Origin of the sequence: uncultured Veillonella sp., from assembly GCF_900545795.1 — a bacterium.
Taxonomy (GTDB): Bacteria; Bacillota; Negativicutes; order Veillonellales; family Veillonellaceae; genus Veillonella_A.
Genome location: NZ_URAR01000003.1, coordinates 36,062 through 59,316 on the forward strand (window position 1 = coordinate 36,062; position 23,255 = coordinate 59,316).

General features: G+C 39.8%; 22 protein-coding genes. 1 reads left to right on the top strand and 21 read right to left on the bottom strand.

All coding sequences use genetic code 11. From position 1 onward, the window contains the following. Window positions 1-172: 172 nt before the first annotated feature. From QZR90_RS02425 to mraZ, 15 genes are all read right to left on the bottom strand, one after another. Complete coding sequence (locus QZR90_RS02425) at window positions 173-751, bottom strand: outer membrane beta-barrel protein (protein ID WP_295788375.1); 579 nt, start codon at window positions 749-751, stop codon at window positions 173-175. Between the two features lie 150 nt (window positions 752-901). Beyond that, window positions 902-1,909 (bottom strand): cell division protein FtsZ, encoded by a 1,008-nt coding sequence (ftsZ, locus tag QZR90_RS02430; RefSeq protein ID WP_295788377.1) that lies wholly within the window; start codon window positions 1,907-1,909, stop codon window positions 902-904. A 289-nt stretch (window positions 1,910-2,198) separates the two neighbouring features. After that, window positions 2,199-2,543: a small basic family protein gene (locus tag QZR90_RS02435; RefSeq protein ID WP_295788378.1), complete on the bottom strand. Its 345-nt coding sequence runs from the start codon at window positions 2,541-2,543 to the stop codon at window positions 2,199-2,201. Next, the gene (locus tag QZR90_RS02440; RefSeq protein WP_295788379.1) at window positions 2,540-3,238 is read right to left on the bottom strand and encodes a DUF881 domain-containing protein; all 699 of its coding nucleotides are present in this window, start codon (window positions 3,236-3,238) and stop codon (window positions 2,540-2,542) included. The genes QZR90_RS02435 and QZR90_RS02440 overlap by 4 nt, the downstream gene beginning before the upstream one ends. Before the next feature lie 13 nt (window positions 3,239-3,251). Next, window positions 3,252-4,163, bottom strand: coding sequence for a cell division protein FtsQ/DivIB (locus QZR90_RS02445; RefSeq protein WP_295788382.1), 912 nt, complete (start codon window positions 4,161-4,163; stop codon window positions 3,252-3,254). A 29-nt stretch (window positions 4,164-4,192) separates the two neighbouring features. Beyond that, the gene (locus QZR90_RS02450) at window positions 4,193-5,125 is read right to left on the bottom strand and encodes a D-alanine--D-alanine ligase (protein ID WP_295788384.1); all 933 of its coding nucleotides are present in this window, start codon (window positions 5,123-5,125) and stop codon (window positions 4,193-4,195) included. Between the two features lies 1 nt (window position 5,126). Then, window positions 5,127-6,506, bottom strand: coding sequence for a UDP-N-acetylmuramate--L-alanine ligase (gene murC / locus QZR90_RS02455; protein WP_295788386.1), 1,380 nt, complete (start codon window positions 6,504-6,506; stop codon window positions 5,127-5,129). Window positions 6,507-6,537: 31 nt separating this feature from the next. Next, the gene (gene murG, locus QZR90_RS02460; protein ID WP_295788388.1) at window positions 6,538-7,644 is read right to left on the bottom strand and encodes an undecaprenyldiphospho-muramoylpentapeptide beta-N-acetylglucosaminyltransferase; all 1,107 of its coding nucleotides are present in this window, start codon (window positions 7,642-7,644) and stop codon (window positions 6,538-6,540) included. Then, window positions 7,644-9,053, bottom strand: a complete 1,410-nt coding sequence (murD, locus tag QZR90_RS02465) for a UDP-N-acetylmuramoyl-L-alanine--D-glutamate ligase (protein ID WP_295788390.1) — start codon at window positions 9,051-9,053, stop codon at window positions 7,644-7,646. Before murD ends, murG begins: the two co-directional genes overlap by 1 nt. Before the next feature lie 12 nt (window positions 9,054-9,065). Then, entirely contained in the window at window positions 9,066-10,043 is a 978-nt protein-coding gene (gene mraY, locus QZR90_RS02470) for a phospho-N-acetylmuramoyl-pentapeptide-transferase (RefSeq protein WP_295788391.1), read from the bottom strand. Window positions 10,044-10,186: 143 nt separating this feature from the next. Next, a complete protein-coding gene (murF, locus tag QZR90_RS02475) occupies window positions 10,187-11,563 on the bottom strand; it encodes a UDP-N-acetylmuramoyl-tripeptide--D-alanyl-D-alanine ligase (RefSeq protein WP_295788393.1) in 1,377 nt (458 codons plus the stop codon). A gap of 1 nt (window position 11,564) precedes the next feature. Next, complete coding sequence (locus QZR90_RS02480; RefSeq protein ID WP_295788395.1) at window positions 11,565-13,052, bottom strand: UDP-N-acetylmuramoyl-L-alanyl-D-glutamate--2,6-diaminopimelate ligase; 1,488 nt, start codon at window positions 13,050-13,052, stop codon at window positions 11,565-11,567. A gap of 61 nt (window positions 13,053-13,113) precedes the next feature. Then, window positions 13,114-13,536, bottom strand: coding sequence for a septum formation initiator family protein (locus tag QZR90_RS02485; protein WP_295788397.1), 423 nt, complete (start codon window positions 13,534-13,536; stop codon window positions 13,114-13,116). Window positions 13,537-13,606: 70 nt separating this feature from the next. Next, the gene (rsmH, locus tag QZR90_RS02490; RefSeq protein WP_295788399.1) at window positions 13,607-14,539 is read right to left on the bottom strand and encodes a 16S rRNA (cytosine(1402)-N(4))-methyltransferase RsmH; all 933 of its coding nucleotides are present in this window, start codon (window positions 14,537-14,539) and stop codon (window positions 13,607-13,609) included. A gap of 106 nt (window positions 14,540-14,645) precedes the next feature. Continuing rightward, window positions 14,646-15,077, bottom strand: coding sequence for a division/cell wall cluster transcriptional repressor MraZ (gene mraZ / locus QZR90_RS02495; RefSeq protein ID WP_295788400.1), 432 nt, complete (start codon window positions 15,075-15,077; stop codon window positions 14,646-14,648). A 608-nt stretch (window positions 15,078-15,685) separates the two neighbouring features. Here mraZ and QZR90_RS02500 point away from each other — a divergent pair. Then, window positions 15,686-17,023 carry a threonine/serine exporter ThrE family protein gene (locus QZR90_RS02500; protein ID WP_295788402.1) on the top strand — a complete coding sequence of 446 codons (1,338 nt, stop codon included), beginning with the start codon at window positions 15,686-15,688 and terminating at the stop codon, window positions 17,021-17,023. A gap of 230 nt (window positions 17,024-17,253) precedes the next feature. Here QZR90_RS02500 and trxA read toward each other — a convergent pair whose 3' ends face one another. From trxA to QZR90_RS02530, 6 genes are all read right to left on the bottom strand, one after another. Then, window positions 17,254-17,577, bottom strand: a complete 324-nt coding sequence (gene trxA, locus QZR90_RS02505) for a thioredoxin (RefSeq protein ID WP_295788404.1) — start codon at window positions 17,575-17,577, stop codon at window positions 17,254-17,256. 82 nt (window positions 17,578-17,659) lie between these two features. After that, window positions 17,660-18,034, bottom strand: coding sequence for a CoA-binding protein (locus QZR90_RS02510; protein WP_295788406.1), 375 nt, complete (start codon window positions 18,032-18,034; stop codon window positions 17,660-17,662). A gap of 26 nt (window positions 18,035-18,060) precedes the next feature. Then, window positions 18,061-19,026, bottom strand: coding sequence for a tRNA glutamyl-Q(34) synthetase GluQRS (gene gluQRS, locus QZR90_RS02515; protein WP_295788409.1), 966 nt, complete (start codon window positions 19,024-19,026; stop codon window positions 18,061-18,063). Window positions 19,027-19,091: 65 nt separating this feature from the next. Next, window positions 19,092-21,095: an ABC-F family ATP-binding cassette domain-containing protein gene (locus tag QZR90_RS02520; RefSeq protein ID WP_295788411.1), complete on the bottom strand. Its 2,004-nt coding sequence runs from the start codon at window positions 21,093-21,095 to the stop codon at window positions 19,092-19,094. A 40-nt stretch (window positions 21,096-21,135) separates the two neighbouring features. Beyond that, window positions 21,136-22,338 carry a type II secretion system protein GspD gene (locus QZR90_RS02525; protein WP_295788413.1) on the bottom strand — a complete coding sequence of 401 codons (1,203 nt, stop codon included), beginning with the start codon at window positions 22,336-22,338 and terminating at the stop codon, window positions 21,136-21,138. 28 nt (window positions 22,339-22,366) lie between these two features. After that, on the bottom strand, window positions 22,367-23,245 hold the full coding sequence (locus QZR90_RS02530; RefSeq protein WP_295788415.1) for a hypothetical protein: 879 nt from the start codon (window positions 23,243-23,245) through the stop codon (window positions 22,367-22,369). Window positions 23,246-23,255: the final 10 nt, after the last annotated feature.

Below are 23,255 nucleotides of genomic sequence, written 5' to 3' on the forward strand. Positions count from 1 at the left end.
CTCTTACAAGAGGAAAAAGTCCAAATGAGCAAGATTTTTGTATTTTCAAGAAAGAATATTGTATACACTATGGTATTTATAAAAAAGAAAAGGAGTATCTCCACAAATCTTGATTTGCGGAGATACTCCTTCATTATTTCATTACAATTTGACTACTTATACTAATTTAAAATTAGAAGTTATAGCCTAAACCAGCATGGAAACCTTTAACTGTGCTATCGTTGCCATTGATATCGTATTTATCGTATTGATAGTATACGTTAAGATCCCATTCATGATTTAATGCATAAGTAGCACCGATTTGGTAAGTGTTTTTAATGTCATTACCAAAACCTACTTTTGCATAACCATTTAAACGATCAGTGAATGGCATGTAACCAATTACACCAGCTTGGATACCAGTTTCATGTTCGCCATCTACGCGTACATAAGTACCGCCTGCATAAAGGTTGAAGTTAGGGTGAATATTGTACACAGCAGTTAATTCATGATCTTTTAAATCGCTACCATGGTCAAGATTTACACGATTGTAGGAATATTGTAAACCCCATTTATCATTTAAACCAGTTTGTAAGGAAGCACCGAAGCCATCAGCATGACCACTTTCGCCAGTTACTTTTTGGTCAAAGGAGTATTCTACTGCTACTTTGTTTTGACCTTCTTCGATTTGAGTTACAGGTACGGATGCTGCAAATGCTGCACCAGTTACCATCATAGCTGCTAAGGTAGTTACTAAAAATTTGTTCTTCATTGTAATTCCTCCCTTTTACTACATTAATTATTGAATACTTATTCTTTATATAGTGTATCAAAAAACAAACAACTTTGAAAGTATATTTTAATCTATTCTTTAAAATTAAACATCTTTAAAAGTAGTAAGTTTTTATGGTAATGCCTTATATTAGCGTTTTTCTAAAAAGCTAGGAATCTCATTGTTAATTCTGCCGAAAGGAGATTTAACTACGCCAGTTTTTGGTTTGTTGCCAAAACCTGTAGCAATTACTGTAATTTGAATGCGATCACCTAAATTTTCATCAATTACAGAACCAAAGATAATATTTGCTTCTGGATCAGCTGCTTCAGAAATAATTTCAGCCGCTTCATTGATTTCAAATAAGCTTAAGTCATTGCTACCAGTAATATTTAAGAGAATGCCTTTAGCGCATTCAATGGAAGTTTCAAGTAATGGGCTGTTAATTGCCATTTTAGCTGCTTCCACAGCGCGGTTTTCGCCTTCGCCAATACCAATGCCCATAAGAGCTTCCCCTTGATTGGACATAATGGATTTAACGTCAGCAAAGTCTAAGTTAATAAGACCATTTACAGTGATTAAATCGGAGATCCCTTTAATACCTTGACGAAGTACATCATCAGCAGTGCGGAATGCATCTTGTAAGCTAGTCTTCTTATCTACAACTTGTAATAATTTATCATTTGGAATCACGATAATAGTGTCAACCTTGCTAGTAAGCATATCTACGCCACCTTCAGCTTGACCTTTACGTTTTTTACCTTCGAAAGTAAATGGCTTAGTAACTACCCCAACAGTTAATGCACCAAGTTCACGAGCGCATTCTGCTACTACTGGAGCTGCACCAGTACCAGTGCCACCGCCCATACCAGCAGTTACGAATACCATATCAGCGCCTTGTAAGGCTTTCATAATTTCTTCGCGACTTTCTTGAGCAGCTTTTTCCCCTACTTCTGGGTTACCGCCTGCACCAAGGCCTTTAGTTTCTTTTTCGCCAATTTGAAGTTTTACTTCTGCTTTAGAGCTTTCTAGGGCTTGAGTTTCTGTATTTGCTACTAAAAAGTCCCCCCCTTGTAGACCCATATCAATCATGCGATTAACGGCATTACTACCGCCGCCACCTACACCAATAACTTTAATGTTTGCGAAATCTGACATTTACGTTCCTCCTCCTGTTGCCCGTAAGTTTTCCTATGTATAGTAAATGATTAATATTCAGTATTATTATAACTAGTTTCATTTCATTTTACACTATTTTTTTGAAATTAGCTACTGTTTCTATACAGCCTATACATTTTGTTTTGTAAAAATCTATAAATTCAGAAAATAGCGATTCCATAATTTTGATTTTAAAATTAATTTATTGTACTACTTTTTCTTGTTCCTTTAAGCGTATTGTAAAATGCTTACTTCACCTATTAGACAACCTTACTTTATCTACAAAAAATTACTTAGTTCGTCTCGATAAAATCAAGCGGCGAATGGCTGCCATATTTTGAAATAGGCGAAGGCCAAAGCTAATTAAGGCCACATAGTATAAATCGATGCCTACAATATTACCTAAAAAAACAAGCAAGGCTGCTAATAATGAATTAGAAAAGAAACCAGTTAAAAAGATTGATAAATTGAATACTCGCTCTAAGGCAGCTCGAGTACCACCAAATACACTATCTAAAGCAGCGAGTAAAGCAACTGAAGTATATTTAGCATAAATAGGAGAAATCTCGATAGGCGACATTACCCCTAACACAATCCCTATAATTAATCCACCGGCGATAAATACATAAATCATGATTTTTTACCGCCTCCTTCAGCCATGGTCTTCACATGATCTTCTCTAAATGTGCCAGAGAAAGCTGGTACAACAATTTGTTCTTCTCTTTGAATCTTAAGCTCAATACCCCAATACTTAAGTGTATCTACTACACCACCGCGCATAGTGAGGGAAGCCGATAAGGTTTTAGGGTCGCCAATCGCTTTAATCACAAAAGGAGGACCAAAAACTTTACCATTAACCATTATAGTCGGTCCTGCACAGCGAACCTCTGAGATGCCCAGTAATCGCTGGTCATTCACAGCGATGGCTTCAGCACCGCCAGCCCGCAATTCATTGAGTACACGTAAAATATCTTCATCGTGAATTAAATATAAATTAGGATTTTCATTGTCCTTCACAGGCACTTTACTATCATTAATTGTAATGACAACGCCAGGTCCGCTTACATCAGTAAGCCCTGCTCGTTGTTTTAGCAAGTTGATATCCTTAACCGCACTGGCTGAGGCACCACCTTGTTGAATTTGTTCTAATTGCTCGCGCAGCTCATCACGTTCTTTTTGAGCTGCCGTTAATTCTCGTGCTAAATCTCCTGCACGTTGTAAGTTAACATTGCTCTGTGCAATCGTTTGCGTCATTCGGTACTGACTGACAAACATAAGGCCCATGAGCATACTTACGGCCGCTATGGCCCAACGACCTTGCTTTAACATGATTCCTCTTCCATCATGGCGTCTTAATGAAAGGCGCCTTAATATTTACATCAACATATTCAGCTGCTACTCCACGAGCCTTAATATCTCGCAGCATATTTTCAGATAAAGGCCCTTTTTTATCTAAATCCGTCATATCTCCCAAACGGAGAGGCAAACCATCTACCGTATACGCAACTAATTGCTTAGTGTCACCTACATTAATTTCTGAAATACTCTTCTGTCCCTCTTCACCTAAGGAGGACAAATAAGTTAAGGCACCTTTAATCGCTTGGCTTTCAATCATATCACCAAGCAATACATTACCTAATTTTACGCCAGAAATAATAGGTGCTGTCGTATCTTCAATGGCTGGTCCAATATTAATAACGCGACCAGTTCGATCTAATGTGGCAAAACCAAATTGCGTAGCCACAACAGCGGCTGCCTTGCGATCTTTAATTGTCACTTCTAAAGTTAATGGAAATGCATAGGAAACCTTCGCTGTCTCAACGCGCAAATCATGTTGCAATCGCTCCTCTAAATGATTGGGATTGATTTGTACTAAATTAATAGGATTGCGAATATTTCCTGCTGCCATTACATCTGCCACAGTTACCTTTTGACTACCTATCACTTGTATTGTCCCAAATGGTATGGGCAAAATAAGCAATAAAAGCCATAGGGCTAATAAAGAAAGACCAATAATTGTCAAGCGTCTGCGCCAAGACTTTTTTGGTGGCACCGGTGGCATTGCTCCCGTCGGCCTAGTAGGTCTCGTATCTTGTGGCTCATCACCAACTTCATGAAGAGGCTCTTGGTCAAAATCATATAAAGGTCGGCGCGTATCGCTACGGCCTCGCTCTAAATCTTCTGCAAAGGACCTCATATGCTTTGGGGCTACAATATGAGAATTTGACGAATCACGACCATGCTCTTCACTCATATCTATTCTCCATAGTAAAATCTATCTGTTTAAAATTTGCCAACACCAGCAGAATGTAAAATCTGCTCGCAAAGCTCAGGGAAGTCAATCCCTACCGCACGGGCTGCTTTAGGCACAAGCGAGGTAGCCGTCATACCTGGAATCGTATTATATTCCAATACAAATGGCTCACCTTCTGCATTCGTCATTATGTCTACGCGAATCGTACCTGCGCATTGTAGCTCATTATATACTTGCTCCCCAATGGCCTGCATTCTTGCAGTTAAGTCTTCATCAATGGGAGCAGGCACAATATAGTCAGTGGCACCAGTAGTGTATTTAGACTCATAGTCATATTCCCCAGAATGAGGGCGGATTTCAATGACTGGCAAAGCTTTACCATCTAGGACGGACACGGTAAACTCACGACCATCTAGATATTGTTCCACCACTAAAATAGGGTCATATGCCACTGCTTCAGCAACTGCATTAGCCAATACTCTAGCATCGCGCACGATTGTTACACCAATACTGGATCCTTGCGTAGCCGGTTTTAACACTACAGGCAAATCAAAATGCTCTTCAATATGCTCCACAATATCTTCTTTTGGCGTCTTATTCGCATCATAGGAAATAGAGCGCGCCGTCGGAATCTGTGCACCTAAGAATACAGCTTTACTGATTTTTTTATTCATGCCTACAGCTTGCGCCATAATGCCAGAGCCAGTATATGGAATACCAGCAATCTCCAGTAAGCCTTGAACAGCACCATCTTCGCCAAATTTACCATGAATGGCGATAAAAACAACATCGCCCTTAAGGCGTTTAATATCTTCGATTACTGTAGTAGGTTCAAACTCCAAAGCGGTTACTTTATAATCTAAACTCTTCAAAGCCTCGGCAATAGCTTCACCAGTGCGGCGAGACACTTCGGCTTCCTTTGAAGGGCCGCCCATTAATACAATTATATGTTTCTCTTTCATCTTAAGCCTCGTTCTTTAATACATCAAGTATTTTAGGACCATACTGATTAATACTACCAGCACCCATAGTCAATACTAAATCATCAGCTTTTAATACAGCAGCTACCCTAGCTGGCACATCATCGATATTTGGAATATAATGTACCGTTTGCCCTGTAGTAGCTTCCACCATGTTCGGAATGGAATGACCATCAATACCTTCAATAGGTTCTTCACCGGCACTGTAAATATTCGTAATAAATAATACATCAGCTTTTGCAAAGGCAGAGCCAAATTCCTTTAATAATAAATTAGTACGCGTATATCGATGTGGTTGGAATACGCACACTACGCGATGTGACTCCAAGGCTTTAGCAGCACTTAATGTGGCATTGATTTCAGTAGGATGATGAGCGTAGTCATCTACAACCCATACGCCTTTTTCATGCCCCTTGGTTTCAAAGCGACGTTTCGCACCAGTAAACTTGCTCAAGGCTGTTAAAATGTAGTCCATTGGAATTCCACATTGACGAGCTAATACTAAAGCCCCTAAGGAGTTAAGTGCATTATGAGTACCTGGCACACGTAAGCGCACTTCTCCTAGCACCTCGCCGTCCTTAGTAGTGGCTTCATATACAAGGATGCCTTTTTCATAATGTACATTCTTTACTAATACATCATTACCGTCTTCTAAACCATAGGTCACAAATTGACGATCTACTTGACTCATAATATGGCGAATATTCTTATTATCACCGCAGACTACTGCTAAGCCATCTTGTGGCATCTTTTCCACAAATTCAGTGAAAGCTTGTAGTAAATTTTCCATAGTTCCATAGTGGTCCATATGGTCATTTTCAATATTGGTAATCACAATAAACTGTGGATTAAGCTTCAAGAATGAACCATCGCTTTCATCAGCTTCAGCAATGCTATACTCACCTTTTCCCCATGCACTGCTGCCACCTAAATAGTCTACTTCACCACCGATAATAACAGTAGGGTCAAGGCCTGCCTCCACAAAAATTTGTCCTAACATAGAGGTCGTGGTTGTTTTTCCATGAGCCCCTGCTACAGCAATGCCCTTTGTTACATCAAGCACAGCTTTAACAATATCGGAGCGATGCAATACAGGAATCCCCGCTTCCTGTGCTGCCACTAACTCTGGATTATCCTTATGAATCGCTGTTGAACGCACAACGGCGTCAACACCGTTTACATAGTCAGCATTATGACCAATATGGATAGTAGCACCCATTTGGCGAAATTTTTCAGTTGTAGCCGACTCTTGAATGTCTGAACCAGACACATCAAAGCCTTGGCTGATTAAAATATTGGCAATAGCTCGCATACCTGAGCCAGCAATGCCGATGAGATGTATTTTATGTATGCCTTCTAACATGGATAATAACTCCTTACAATATATATTTTAATTATTTAGCAATTCCTAATGCTAAGGCTGCAATATGATGTGCTGCCTGTGGCTTCCCTAAAGATTTCGCCGCTTTTGACATGCGCACTAATTCGCCTGGATTTTGCTTATAGTATTCGATTTCACTGATTAAATCCTTACCACTTAACATTTTGTCTACAATCATACGCGCCGCACCAGCACTAACTAAAGCGCGTGCATTATAAGTCTGATGATCTTCTGCTGCATAAGGATATGGAATTAATAAAGATGGAATACCGCGCACAGTAAGCTCTGCTAAACCTACCGCACCAGCTCTAAACACAGCTAAGTCTGCTGCAGCTAAAGCCTTGGGCATATCGTGTAAATAAGGCATAATCAAGGACGATTCACTATACGAATCACCAGCCGTCGCCCCCAGTGCATTAAGTACAGAATCATATTCATTCGTACCTGTTACATGAATGAGCTTTATGCCCTTTACATCTTTGAAATGCTTATGCACTTCAATCATAGCCGTATTAATACTCCGTGCGCCGCGCGAGCCACCAGCAATTAATACGGTGAACTCACCATCTTTAAGATTGAAGAATTCGCGCCCTTCTTCACGAGAGTCAATTAAAACTTCTGGACGCACTGGATTTCCAGTGTACTCCACTCGCTTAGCTTTTTTAAAGGCTGCTTTTGCTTCTTCAAAGCCAACCGCTACTACATCAACAAAGCGACTTAAAATTTTATTAGTCACCCCTGCAATGGTATTTTGCTCTTGAATCAAAGTCGGCACTTTTCTTAAAGCGGCCGCTAATAAAATAGGACCACATACATAACCGCCAGTGCCAATAACAACATCTGGTTTAAAATCAGAAATAATTTTATTGGCCTTGAACAAGGCCCCCATTGTCTTTCCTAAAGTAACTAGCGCGCGCCATGACAAGTTACGATCCAACCCCTGCACTGGCAAGGTTTTAAAAGGAATTCCTTCCTTTGGCACTAAAGTTGCCTCAAGACCATGCTCCGTGCCAATATATAAAAATTCTGCATCGGTCATAGCTGCTATTTCTTTATAAATAGTGATGGCAGGATATATATGGCCTCCCGTGCCACCACCAGAAATAATGATACGCTTCATTACTGTGCTCCTTTATGTATAGCCTGCTCTTTGCCTCCTGTGCTGTTATAACACTGAGCTAAGGCCTGTACTTCCTGTTTAAAATCATCACCGCGTTCTTCAAAACAATGATACCAATCATAACTAGAACAAGCTGGTGACAATAATACAATATCATCAGTAGTAGCTAATTCAAAACTTTTAGCTACTGCTTCTTTCATGGAATCAACAAAGTAAATTGACTCTACACCGGCCGCTTTTGCCGCTTCACCAAAACGTTGCGCCGCAGCGCCCATTAAAATCAATACTTTAGCATTTACTTTTACTTCTGCCATAAAATCTGTTAAATCAGTCATCTTATCATAGCCTCCAGCTAGCAAGATAACCGGCTTTTTGAAAGCTTCTAAAGCCTTTATAGCAGAATCAGTATTCGTAGCCTTAGAATCATTGTAAAAAGTAACGCCATCAATGGTAAACACGCGCTCTATGCGATGTTCAACGCCTTGGAACTGTTCGATGACTTCACCTAAATCATGGGCACTCACTCCAAAATGATAAGCTAAGGCAATAACTGCTAATATGTTTTCAATATTATGCTGACCTGGGATGTGAATACGATCCGCTGTAATTACTACTTCTGATTCTCCATTTTTTACAGCATAGCAAGTATTATTAGCAAAATACGCTCCATCAGTGACGCGCTGTGTTTGACTGATGCAAAGTACTTTGCTCGGCACATAATCTGCCATACGTGCCACCACTGGGTCATCCATATTTAAAACTATAACATCACTTGGCCCTTGGTGCTTAAATATATTTTCCTTTGCCGCTTGATAAGCTTCCATAGTTTTATGGCGCTGTAAATGATCAGGTGTAATATTGAGCATAATAGCCCCAACAGGTCTAAATTCAATTACACTTTCTAATTGATAACTTGATAGCTCGGCCACCAAATAACCATTTGAATCAATAGTTAAGGCTTCTTCACTTAAAGATTGCCCAATATTACCGCCAACTTTAATAGATTTCCCCGTCTTAGCCATAGCCTTAGCTAATAATGTAGTAGTTGTGGTTTTACCATTTGTTCCTGTAACACCTAATATAGGCGCCTTAGAAAGTTTGAAGGCTACTTCTACTTCCCCCACAATCGGAATTTGACGCTTTTTAGCTTCCTCTAAAATAGGAATCGTAAGGGCAATCCCTGGTGATACTACAACATAGTCTACACTATCAAGCAATTCATTTTCTTGATGCCCTGTAATGACTGTAACGCCACTACGAGTCAGCAATGCTTGCTCTGAAGTAGCAAGCTGTACTTCTTTATAATCATTTAGCACCACCTGTGCTCCCACAGTAGCTAATACATGAGCTACGCCAATGCCACTGCGTCCAGCACCTAAGACGAGAATCTGCTTACCCTTAAATTCCATAATAACGCCTACCTATCGTAAAGCAAATAATAATAAACCTACAACTGCACAAAGGCAACTAGCCAGCCAAAAGCGTGTTACCACCTTTTGCTCGCCCCAACCGGACAACTCAAAATGATGGTGAATTGGACTCATTTTAAACACGCGAACACCACGTGTTTTAAATGATATAACTTGGATAATTACCGATAAGGCTTCCATAACAAAAACGCCGCCAATAAGAATTAACAAAAGCTCTGTTTTAGTCAATATTGCCATGCCTGCAAAGGCTCCACCTAAAGCGAGGGACCCTGTGTCACCCATAAATACTTTAGCCGGATTGGAGTTGTAATATAAAAAGCCTAGTACAGCACCACATAAGGCAATGCTGAAAAATGATACAATAGCACCTGCTACATTATCCTGGAATACGAGCATGCCAATAACTGTGTATGCTATAGCAGCTGCTGCCGATGTGCCAGCGGCTAAACCATCTAAGCCATCAGTTAAATTAACTGCATTAGTAGTACCTACAATAATGATAAATACTAATACATAATAGAATAAACCTAGGTCTACAGATATATTCAAAAGTGGAATCCACAAAGCCGTCGACAAAGTCATTACTTCTGTAGCAATATAGCAAAAAATAGCCGACATAATGATCTGTCCTAATAATTTTTGCTTAGCCGTCAAGCCGAGATTACGTTTTTTTACTGATTTAATAAAATCATCAGAAAATCCCAATAATCCATGGCCAATGGTGAGAAATAACAACACCCATGTAGACATAGTCCAAGGGGCAAAAATAAGTACCGCTAGTACCAATGCAAGCAATATGAAAATACCGCCCATAGTCGGGGTTCCTGCTTTTGCTTGATGCGCCTTTGGTCCTTCTTCACGAATACTTTGCTGCGCATGTAAACTCCGTAACATCGGTATTCCTATTTTTCCTAATAATAGCGTTAATACCAAAGCGGTAATAAACGTATATAACAACTGCATGGTCATTCCAAATTTCGCTCCTTACTTTCTATAGCTAAAGGCCTTATTACTATAGGCCGTTATCTATGGTAGTACATTACAAGAAGTAATGCAAATATATTTCCCCACTTTTTGAAAAATACTCTACGTCCACTCTTAATTAAACTCGATTATAGGCCTGCTTCACGTTCTTTTATTTCAGCTACTACTCGTTCCATGCGAAGGCCACGAGATCCTTTTACTAAAATAACATCACCTTTTTGACGATTGTCAAAGTACATATTTGCCATATCTAAATGACTTGAACATACATAGGAGGCCTTAAGCCCTTTCGCCTTCGCCTCACGAGCAATAAATCGAGCCGCTTCCCCAAAAGTATATACTTCACTATAGCCTTCTGCTACTAGTAAATCACCAATGTCGCGATGGCTGCTTTCAGTGAATTCACCAAGTTCTAACATATCGCCAAGCATGGCAATTTTTCGCTTCCCCTCTAATTGGCCTAAGGCTTTAATTGCCTCTGCCATAGACGCTGGATTGGCATTATAAGAATCATTCAATATCACAATATCAGGGAAGGATATAATCTCTTGACGCATTGGCATACCACTAAAGTTTCCTAAGCCTTTAGCAATTTTCTGTGCGGAAATGCCCAAAGCGCGACCAGCTGAAATAGCCGCCAACGCATCATATACATTATGTTCCCCTATCATAGGTAAGAACACATCAAAGATTTCATCAAAGGCACGGCAAGTAAATTTAATGCCGTCTTTTTTATAGCGAAGATTAAAGCCCGAAATAGTCGCTTGCTCTTTAATACCATAAAAAATTGTTTTACCTTCAGTATATTGACTCATTTCACGAACTATATCATCGTCCTGATTTAAAATAGCTACTCCATCAGCCTTAATGTGATGAATCAATTCTGCTTTAGCTTTACCAATATTTTCGCGCGACCCTAAAAGTTCAATATGGCTGTTACCTACATTTGTAATAATCCCCATAGTAGGCTCTGCAATGCGCGCTAGCTCATCAATTTGCCCTAGCCCACGCATGCCCATTTCTACTACACAAGCCTCATGCTCTGGCGTTAATTGTAATAAAGTTTTAGGCAAGCCAATTTCATTATTGTAATTCTTTTCTGTCTTAAGCACATTATATTTTGTACTCAATACAGCCGCTACCATCTCTTTAGTCGTTGTTTTTCCAGAAGAACCTGTAATAGCCACCACAGGGATTTCAAAACGGCGGCGATGATAATTAGCTAATTGTTGATAGGCTAACAAAGGGGATTCCACTTCAATGCAGATAAGGCCTTCAAAGGTCTTGCCCTTTTTTACGAGGGCCCCTACAGCACCATTCGTTTTTGCTTGACCTAAAAAATCGTGGCCATCAAATGTATCACCAGTGAGCGCTACAAACAAAGAGTCTGCTCCAATGGTGCGCGTATCCGTTGATACAGAAGTAAATTGTGTTGTATCTATTGCTTTGCCCTCATAGGTGCCACCGGTTACTGACAACACCTCCTGAAGCGTAAACTCTGCCATATTATCTCTCCTTTAATGCGTCTCTTGCTACTTCACGATCATCAAAATGAATCGTTTTATCTTTTAAAATCTGGTAATCTTCATGACCTTTACCAGCAATAATCACTACATCGCCTTTTTGAGCATCGCGAATAGCTTCAAAAATAGCTTCGCGACGGTCAGTAATCACCTTATACGAAGAGTTGTCACGTAAATGCTCTTTTACCCCTTCAGCCACTTGTGCCACAATTTGCTCTGGATCTTCCGTACGTGGATTATCAGAAGTGACATAAATTTTATCGCCGTATTTGGCAGCTATACCACCCATAATTGGGCGCTTAGTGGCATCCCGGTCACCACCACAGCCAAAGACAACGAGAATTTGACGGTCTACAATTTTCTTCGCTGTTTCCAAGATGTTCTCTAAACCATCTGGGGTATGTGCATAATCCACAACAACGGCAAAATCTTGCCCTTCTTCCACAAGCTCAAAACGTCCTGGTACAGCCGTAAAGTTTTTCAATGCCTCTACAATGGCTTCCATGGATACACCTTCAAATAGGGCAGCTCCAATGGCAGCTAATGTATTATATACATTGAATAGACCGGTAATTTTCATATGAATAGGATATTCTTTCCCTTCATACACTACATCATAGGAGGATGTTTTAGACGTAATAGTCAACTTCTCCCCTTCTAATGTACCTTGGCCTTTAGTGCTATACGTAATAAGTGGCGCACTATTTTTAGCCATTACTTGCTCACCATAAGGATCATCAATGTTTATAACGGCGCCCTTATTCTTTTTAAATTGATTAGGAGCACTCACTTGTTCAAATAATTTGCATTTAGCTGCTAAATAATTTTCAAATGTCTTATGGAAATCTAAATGATCTTGCGTTAAATTCGTAAACACAGCTGTGTCATATTCTACACCGGCTACACGACCTAAAGCTAAGGCGTGAGACGATACTTCCATAATACAGTGCGTTACCCCTTCTGCTACCATTTGACATAGAATATGTTGTAAATCTACAACATCTGGCGTAGTGTTATGAATCGGATAGGCTGTATCGCCAATTAAGGTGTGAACGGTACCAATGATTCCCACTTTATGACCTTGAGCTCGTAAAATATGTCCAATTATATGAGTCGTTGTAGTCTTACCATTTGTGCCAGTTACACCAATCATGCGCATTTTATTAGCTGGATAATCATAAAAAAATGGCACACATTCTTGCATGGCCACTCTTGTATCAGCCACGGTAATAACAGCCACATGGTCAGGGGCCGATACTGGCTCTGATACTAACAATGCTACTGCTCCAGAGGCTACTGCCTTATCCACAAAAGTATGTCCATTAACATGTGCGCCGCTTAGACAAATAAACAAACTGCCTTCTTTTACTTCACGCGAATCCGCTGTGATTTGTTTGACTTCAATTGTATCTGCACCGCTGGTTAATGTCGCACCATGTATACTCTGTAGCAATTCTCTTACAGTTTTCAAAATTACTTCCTCCACTTCAAACAAGGAAAAGCAGCTCCCTTAGAGCTGCCTCATACCATAGTTAATCAACGATTGGTTTCGTCACTTGTACCTCACGTTCTACAGTAGTACCTTTGCTATTAAACACAAAAGCATCGGGCAAAACCATTCCCAATTTATCTTGCGCTATTTGTTGAATTCTCGTAGGTGAACGAAGCTCAGCCACACTTAAACTCAATTCATCATTATCTCTTGAAAGTTGTACAATTTCATTTTGCATCTTTACTAACTCATAGCCAGAGTCAATTTTTGCATGAGCTAAATATTCATAGCCCAATAAAAAGCCAAATGCTAACGCAATAAGCATAAAAACTGATCTCAACTCACGACTCATAAAGCCTAAGCTTATAGTGCCGGCCCTTTGTTTAGCACCCACTTGAGCTGGAACATACGCTTTTGCTTGTGGCGCTAAGGTCCTCATATCTACCGTCTTTCTCGCCAACATACCATCATCCCCCACAACTTCTATCTACACCGACTTAACTCTGTCGATTAACATCCTATTTAAACTTAAATTATCGTTTTTCTGCTACCCGCAATTTAGCACTTCGTGCCCGTGGATTGACTTCCACTTCTTCTGCACTAGGCTCAATTGCTTTATTTCGAGCTTTTACAACGGCTTCATGGTGACATACACACACCGGAATATTCGGTGGGCAAATACAGCCCTGACTTAATTCCTTAAAGGTTTGTTTTGTTATTCTATCTTCCAGTGAATGGAAGGTTATAACACCGATACGGCCTCCCGGCTTTAACATACTCACCGCATCAACAAAGCTATCATGCAGAATTGTTAACTCCTGATTTACCTCAATGCGAATCGCTTGAAATGTACGCTTTGCTGGATGAGGGCCTTCTCGTCTAGCTCCTGCAGGAATCGCCTTTTTAATGATTGACGTCAATTCCCCAGTTCGCTCTATAGGCTGTTCCGCTCTCGCTTCAACGATAAATTTTGCAATCCGTTTAGCCCATCGCTCTTCCCCATAGTCCCAAATAATGCGAGCTAAATCAGCTTCACTATAAGTATTAACTATTGTAGCTGCACTCAATTGTGACTCTTGATTCATTCTCATGTCTAATGGACCATCATGCATATAGGAGAAGCCTCTATCTGCCGTATCTAGTTGATAGCTAGAAACGCCTAAATCGAAGATAAAGCCATCAACTTCATAAATCCCCTTAGATTCTAACGCTGCTTTTAAATCTCTAAAATTAGTTGGTATAGTCATAACCTGGCAAGCTAAGTCCTTTAATCGTTCACTAGCTACGCCTAAAGCATCACGGTCCTGATCTAAGCCGATGAGTAATCCATCGTCGCTTAATTTTGACCCTAAGGCTAAGGAGTGACCTGCCCCACCTAAGGTACAGTCTACATATGTGCCATGAGGATTTGTCATCACAGCTTCAACAGTTTCTGCTAGTAACACACTAACATGATTAAATTCCACGTTGGCACTCCTTTCTATGTACTGCACCACATAATTTTAATAATTTAAATCTTTATGTTAAAAATCTAAGTATTTATGGCTTTATGCTATCTTTGTGGATTTTATGCTAAAAATCTAAGTCTTCCATATTTTCAGACAGCTCTTCGATGCTACCAGCCGTAGCTTCATTGTAAGCATCCCATTGTGCACGACTCCAGATTTCAATAAACCCACCTTGCCCCACTACAATTGCTTCTTTACCTAAGGAGGCATGTTTACGTAGAGGTGCGGGCACTAAAATTCGCCCTTGTTTATCAAACTCCACTTCTGCTGCATTGCCAAAGAAGTGACGTTGTAAAGCACGAACATTTGCTTTAGTGCTAGGTAAGGCATTTAGTTTATCGGCTTTCTTTTGGAAGGTTTCAAGAGAATACACGGCGAGACAATTATCGAAGCCTTGCGTGATAATACAACGATCACCTAAGTCTTCGCGCATTTTAGCAGGGATAATCATACGTCCCTTTGTATCAATCGTATGTGAATGATTGCCTAAAAACATAATTGTCTCACCTCCTTACACTTCTTCTTTCTAATCCTCCACTATATGCTAAATTCTACCACAATTCCCCACTTATTAACAACAATATATACAAAATTTTCTTAAATTTGTCAAAAAATTTATTTTTACCTTCACTTTATCTCTGTTTTTCTCCTTTTTTTCGATATTTTGTACTTAAATAAAGCCTATATGTTCTACTTTTAAAGCAATAAAAAAAGTGGTCTCCACCACTTCCCACCACTAGCGAAAAATTGAAACCACAAATTACCACTTTATTAAATTTTACTTTAAAATTCTTAGTTATTTTCTACACCTAATTCTTACACTTAATTTCTACACTTAATTTCTCTATTTAATATCTCTTCTTAATGTTTACATATAATTTCTTTAACGTTAACTTTAAATTACTTTAACTTTAACTTGAAATCTCTTTAACTTTATCTTTATTCTAATGTTAATTCTAATTCTATATTTTAGTGTTTTGTTCTCGCTTTTAAGGCTTTGTTCTTTCGTATACTACAAACTCTATAGTTTTGTCCCTTTCTATTTATTCCCACAGTCCTATGTTATACTGATTATAATATCAAATATAGAAAGGATTTATTTTTATGGGTAGAACAACAGAATGTCCTCCATCACAAGTCTTTAATCATCCTTTTACAGAAATTCACCGGAAGATGGACTTGCTGCTTTTTTTAGGCCGCCTATTAATGGAAAATGGGGCCAATACAAACCAAATTGTCCGCGATGTAATGCGTGCCTCCACGTATATGGGAATACCACGCAATTATGTACATATGCATATTACTTACACCACCTTAATGTTAAATATTCACACTGATGAAAGATCCTATACAGCCTTTCACAAAACATTACATCATGGTGTTAATATGACAACGTTGTCATTTTTAAGTAAATTAACTTGGCGTGCACTGGATCAAAATTACACCTTAGATGAATTTGAGTCACAATTAAATGAAATTGCATCAACACCACTTAAATATCCTACGCCACTCCTCGCGGTAGCCGCTGGCACTGCCTGTGGTGCCTTCGCCATTAATTTCGGTGGCGATCTCTTATCAGCCATAGGTACAATCATTAGCGCCTTAGTAGGTTTTTATGCGCGACGCTGGTGCAATCAAATGCAAATCAATTTCTACTTTGGAATTGCTATTGCCTCATTTGTAGCTACTGCTATTTCATTCCTATTACATGCCTTAACAGGGTGGAATACTTTGCTATACGCTATGATTAGTTGTACCCTCTTCATGGTGCCTGGTATACCACTCATTAATGCGGTGGACGACACTATAAATAATCATATTATGTCCGGTATGACCCGCGCTATCAACACCTTACTCATCGTTGGCAGTATGTCTGTGGGCATTGCAACGGCTTTATATTTTGACCACATATCTACCTTTACAGATATAAGCGTAACGCCCGTTCATATTTCGCCACTTCACATGGTAGCTGGTGCCGTAGGCGCCATAGGTTTCTCCTTGATTTTTAATACACCATTTCGTTTGCTTTATATCATCGGCATCGGTGGTGCCATTAGCATTTTTGTGAGAAACTTCCTAATTGTTGAACTTGGTTTTACCACTATTGGCTCTAGCTTTGTAGCGGCTGCTATTATTGGTTTACTAGCTCTGAGCATTTACAAAAAGGTGCGCACCGCTCCATTGATTATAGCTATCCCATCAGTCATACCTATGATTCCTGGGGTCCTCTTATACCGCTTTTTATATGGCGTCCTTACCATTAATACATTAACACCTGATACATTCATGTCTATTTTGCGCAGTGGTATTACCGGTGCCTTAATCATTATTTGTATTGCTATTGGCGTGTCCATTCCTCACATTTTAGCGCGAGGCTATTTGGATCGTAAGAAAGAAAAGAACTTACTCAAGTTCATTCATGCACGCCGTCAACGTGGTTAGCTATCAAAAGTTCTCCCCATTTTATAAAATGCTACAAATATTCAAGCTATCCATGAATCGTTTCATAAACCTACTTTAATAATCGACAAAAAGCCCTCTGTGTAAAGTTATTCCAACTTCAACACAGAGGGCTTATATTATGTTAAACAAAATTTGTTTATGAAGCAAAATTTACAAGTTCAGAAAAACTGAACCTCATATATTCACTTTAAAAGCAATATAGTTTGCTCTTATACATGTGCTTCAATAGCAGCTTTTAATTCTTCTTTTGGTACGAAACCAATTTTGCGATCTACTACTTCACCATTTTTAACAATTGCAAATGTAGGTAATACTTCTACATTGAATTGTTGAGCAAGAGCAGCTACTTCATCAGTGTTAACTTTTGCAAAGTTTACTTTATCGCCAAGTTCACCAGCTAATTCTTCGAAAATTGGCATCATGCGTACGCAATAACCGCACCATGGAGCCCAGAAATCAACGATGGATACACCGTCAAATTCTAATACATCTGCTTTAAAATTTTCTACTGTTAATTCTTTAATGTCTGCCATAATAATGACCTCCTTGTATTTGATATTCTTACGAATATATAACCATATTAACGAATTGATAGATTCAGTGCTACCTAGCACTTTACTTTATCTGAACTAATACACAGTCTTGAATTACATCAAAACCTAATTCCTCTGCTTTCTTTACTACGGATGGCTTATCCGCACCAGGCTGTAACCACACAGTAGAAATACCTAAATCTTTACACTCATCAAGAGCGACAAGACCTACTATTTCTGGCACCACAAAGTCAACAACATCCGGTACTTCTGGTAAGTCACGCAATGAATTGTAACAAGGCTCGCCTTCAATTTCGTCTACATTAGGATTCACTGCATATACAGTGTAGCCATGTTTACGAAGGTGCATTAAAATTTTATAGCCAAATTTTTCTTTGCGACTCGTAGCACCAAGAACAGCCCATACTTTCTTTTGAATTACTTCAGTAAGGTTCATTTTGTCACCTCAATTCCCTTCTCTTATTATATCTCAATATCGAAATTTGTCAATTTGATTTCTTTTTCTTTTAGATATGAATTCTCAAAATAAACATCTTTTAGGGAATCTAATGACAAGCTGTGAAAACGCTCCAATTGACTCTCCTTTACAATCCCTGCTGCTAAGGCCAAATGGCCTAAAATCATACCACTACTATAGCCAGCTTCACGTAATTCTTTAATGGTAATACTCTTTTGACGCTTTGATAAACGATAGCCATCTTCATCTACTACTAAAGGAACATGACCATAAGTCGGCGCGGGCTCATTAAATACTTCATAGAGCCACAATTGAGCTCCCACTGCTGGTAGCAAGTCATAGCCTCTTATGACCTCAGTAATGCCCATATGAATGTCATCATACACTACGGCTAAATTATACGCGTACATCTGGTCCGCCCGCTTAACTACAAAATCATCATATAAAGGTCGAACTACAGCCTGCTGCGTGCCCTGCCATATATCATTAAAGGTGTATTCACGCGCTTTTACTTTTAACCGCCAAGAAGGATCTTTTTTCTCCCTTAACAAATCTTGCTCGCTCTTTGTTAAATCACGACAATGACCATCATAATGAACAATCCCCTCCGCTCCATGAGGGGCAGAACTAATGCTATGAAGACGTGCACGATTACAAAAACAAGGATATATCTGCCCTGCTTCACGCCATTTTGAAAGAACTGATTCATACAAATGGGAGCGTTCACTTTGCCAATAAGGGCCATTAGGACCACCTACACGAGGCCCTTCATCCCATGTAAAGCCAAGCCATTCCAAATCATCCATCTGCTGTTCCCCTAAGTCTCGCTTAGAACGCTGCGTGTCTATATCTTCCATCCTTAGCACATAAGTGCCCTTTTGCTGCTTGCAATGCAACCAAGACAGTAAAGCAACCCAAATATTGCCTAAATGTAAATGTCCCGTAGGACTCGGTGCAAAACGACCTTTCATAGCACACCTCCTTCTGACTGGTCTACTTGCCCCACCAGGTACAAACCATGTTCAGAAGGAACGCCTTAGACGGACGCTAATTCTTCCCAGGCTTCATACAATTTTTCTAAAGAGGCATTAGTCTCTTCCATGGCCTTTGAAGTTTCACTGAGTAAGTCTGGATCATTAATGACTTCAGGATTTTGTAATTGCACTTCATACATTTTAATCGTCGCTTCTAAACGGCTAATCTCCGTCTCCACTTCCGCCAATTTCTTAGCTTGCATAAAAGCATTAATTTTTTTAGTCGGTCCTGATTCATTATTTTGGAGACCTGACGAACTTTGCCCTTCGCTTAATTGACCTTGAGGCCCTGTAGATACGCTACTATCTCCCCCATCATTACTATTGCCTACACCATGATGATTGGTTTCACTAGTATTGTTATTCGATTTCGAACTTCCTAGCAGTCGAGACTCTTCTTCTTTAGCAGCTAGCGCCTTTTGCTCGTTCAACTTTTCCTTGTAGTAAGAATAGTTACCTTCATAAGAATCTACACCCTCCGGCTGTAAAACTAAGGTGCGCTTTGCTACTTTATCTAAAAAATAACGGTCATGTGATACGACTAGTAAAGTGCCAGTAAATTCCATGAGAGCCTCTTCCACCACTTCACGAGTGGGAATATCTAAATGGTTTGTCGGTTCATCAAGAATTAAGAAATTATCGCCTTGCAAAAATAATTTCAACAAACTCAAGCGAGCGCGCTCGCCACCAGATAATTCCTTAACCAGTTTGAATACATCATCCCCTCTAAAAAGGAACATGCCCAATACATTTCGAGCCTTTTCTTCGCTATAATTAAACTCGCTCATAATTTCTTCCGCCACCGACCAATTAGGATGCAATTCCTCATGGTCTTGCGAAAAATAACCGATAGAAACACGACTGCCGATATCAATAAAGCCCGCTTCTGGCACAAGATCGCCAACAATAGACTTTAAAATAGTCGATTTGCCAGCACCATTAGGCCCAATTAAGGCTACTGCTTCTCCGCGACGAACCATAAAGCTCACATCTTCTACAATATCGCGCGCCCCATAGGATAAGAAGAGTTCTTCCACAGTGAGCACTTTGTCAGCACTAATTTGAGCTTTAGGGAATACAAATTTTAAATTTTCAGATGTTTCTGGTGCATCTAACCGCTCCAAGCGATTTAATTGGGACTGACGACCTCGCGCCATTTTACTCTTAATGCCAGCTCTGTATTTATCAATATATTCTTCTGTTTTTCGAATATATTCTTGTTGCTTATCATAGGCTGTTTGCTGAGCTTTACGCTGTGCTTCTCGCTGCTCCACATAACGACTATAATTACCGCGATAACTTTGTGCCACCTCATGGTCAAGCTCAACAATTCGCGTAGTTACACGGTCTAAAAAATATCGGTCATGGCTAATAATTAAAATGCCGCCACCATAAGAAGTTAAATAGTTTTCTAACCACTCCAACATATCCATGTCGAGATGATTGGTAGGCTCATCTAAAAACAAAAAATGTGGGCGACGAACTAAGGCCTTAGCTAGATTGATACGAGTCTTTTGACCACCAGAAAATTCTGAAACTGATTTAGTCAAATCCTCATCACTAAAACCAAGACCATAAGCAATCCGGCGAGTTTGCATTTCATAGTCATAGCCACCTAACCACTCTAAGCGGTCTTGAATTTGCTCCAACCGCTTTAGTAAACTCTCATTTTGAGGATCTGTTTCTAACGCTGCTGTAACAGCCTGTAGCTCTTTTTCCCAATGCTGTACATCGGCAAAAGCTTTCTGAATTTCTACGGCCAAACTTTCATCGCCTAAATTAATATCTTGTTGTAAATAGCCAATCGTAGTTACTGAATCTTTTACAACTTGGCCATCATCTAATTCTTCAATACCTAAAATACATTTCATCAATGTTGATTTCCCAGCCCCATTAGGACCTACGAGACCTACTCGTTCGCCGCGTTTAATCTCAAATGAAACATTGGAGAACACGCTGCGAATCCCAAAGGACTTGGATAAACCAATCATACGGATTCGTTCCATTCCTTAATTCCTCCGTTCTACACTATCACTGCTTATTATATCACAGTCCAGAGGAATTTGATTGGGGCAAGAGCTCCGCTTTTACAAAAATATATAATTCAACCGTGTCCTTAGTTTTTCTAGCATGCTGAAATAATTTCCCCAATAGAGGAATATCTCCTAGTAAAGGGATTTTTGATGATTGTTTACTCCAGCGATTATCCATTAACCCCCCAATTACTAGTACATCACCTTTATTGAGATGCACCCGCGTCTCAGCTTGACGCGTCGTAATGCGATAGGCCTTTAATTCATTAACCATAGTGGGACTACTCACTTCTGCATAGATGTCCGCATCTACCCCTGAGTCAGCACTAATTGTAGGTACACAGGTAAGGCGTATCCCAGCTTCCTCATATTCTACCGTGGTGCGACTGTCTGTGCCCTCCTTAGTCTCTACGAGCACAGGAATACGATCACCGATGAGAATTTTAGCCTTTTCTCCATTTACTGTCGTAATAGAAGGTCTTGCAATAAGAACCGTATTGCCTTTATTTTCTTGAGCCTTAAGCTCCGGCTTTACAAAAAAATTATAGGGCTCACCACTAGGTGCTTTACCAAAGCGAATACCGCCATAGGTCCCCGTCTCATCCTGACCATGACCGGTAAAACTTTGCCACGACCATTGAATACCCGTCTCCTTTAAATAAGAATGTTCCACAGCTACAATGGCAGCTTCAAACCTGACTTGCTGTGGCACGCGGTCAATTTGATTCAAAACAGTTTTTACATGACGTAACTCCGCATCAGTACCATAGACTAAAACCTGATTAGTATCACTTAGCACATGAATATGCTTTTCCTCTACAATTGCCTTAATGGCTTCACCGAGAGAGTTAGCCTTCATATGCTTCGGCTCTATGAGTTCAGCATAGCGTGGCTCTTTATCCTCTAAACCGCTGCCATTAACAATGATGACGCCCTCTTCTTCAACTAAACTAAAATGCTTCAGCCGTGCTAAGCGCTGTAAGGCTTGACGAGCTGTTTCATTCTGTAATTTAATACTCACTTTACCAGCCAATGTTTCGGTGCCAATAATATTCAATCCTTCACTGCGCGCAATAGAAGTAACTAAGGAACTTAAACTGCCCTCATTTACAGTCATACTCAGCGCCTGCACAGACAGTGGCCTACAAAAATTCATGCAGCCCATTGCAATGAGTATATATAAACCTAGGCGCCCTAAACGCCAAAACCAACACATCTGCATTCCCCCTTATTTTATTTAATATTTATGGCAAATATAATCGCTGTGAAGCACCGTCAATCATTATATCCACAAAGGACTCCCCAATATATTGAATTGTCACCCCTGCTGGTCCTTCACCCACTGCATAGACACCCTCGCCTTGCGCACTATGCAATATAGCAACTAACTCTACGCCCTGTATTATGCCTACTAATGAAATAGACCTAGAATTTAAAGTTTGACTAGTCTCACCTCGCAATGCACCTGAACTTAATACATCATGGCGACTAGTTCCATAATTATTCATCAAACTACTTGGCTCTATTGAATCACCATTTAATTCGTCTCCTAAAGCGCCCTTATTATTTCCTGGCATATATGTATTCGACCTACGATTGGGGCGATTATTAGACCGATTATTCAAACTATTTCTATCATAATCAAGTTGGCGTCGCCCCTTTGGTGAACTATGATTCAACTTTGAATAAAGTGAGCCCCTTGATTCATCTACTAAATTCCCCAATCCATCCAAATCCACCACTTTACTTTGTAAGTCTCTATAAAATGGATTTTTAAAAGGTAGTCCACGAAGCGAAGCATATAAACTCATAATCTGCTTCCCCTTCGCGCCTTCTGACTGAGAACTATACTTTGACGCACTAGGCTTCGAATTATGCATTGATGCACTATTATTCGAGTTATCCATTGATGCACTAGGCTGCGCATTATACACCGATGTAGCAGACTTTGAATCGTTACCTACCTGCATCTGTCCTGCTTTTGCCGCTTCATTTGATGGCGACTGCCATTTCATATATAAACCATAAATTAGAACAAGGCAAAATAAAAAGACCGCCCCGTACAAGAGGCGGCCTTTCTTTTTAATTAAAGAACGCATATCTTGAAGGGTCAGTCTTTTCATAGGTATATCC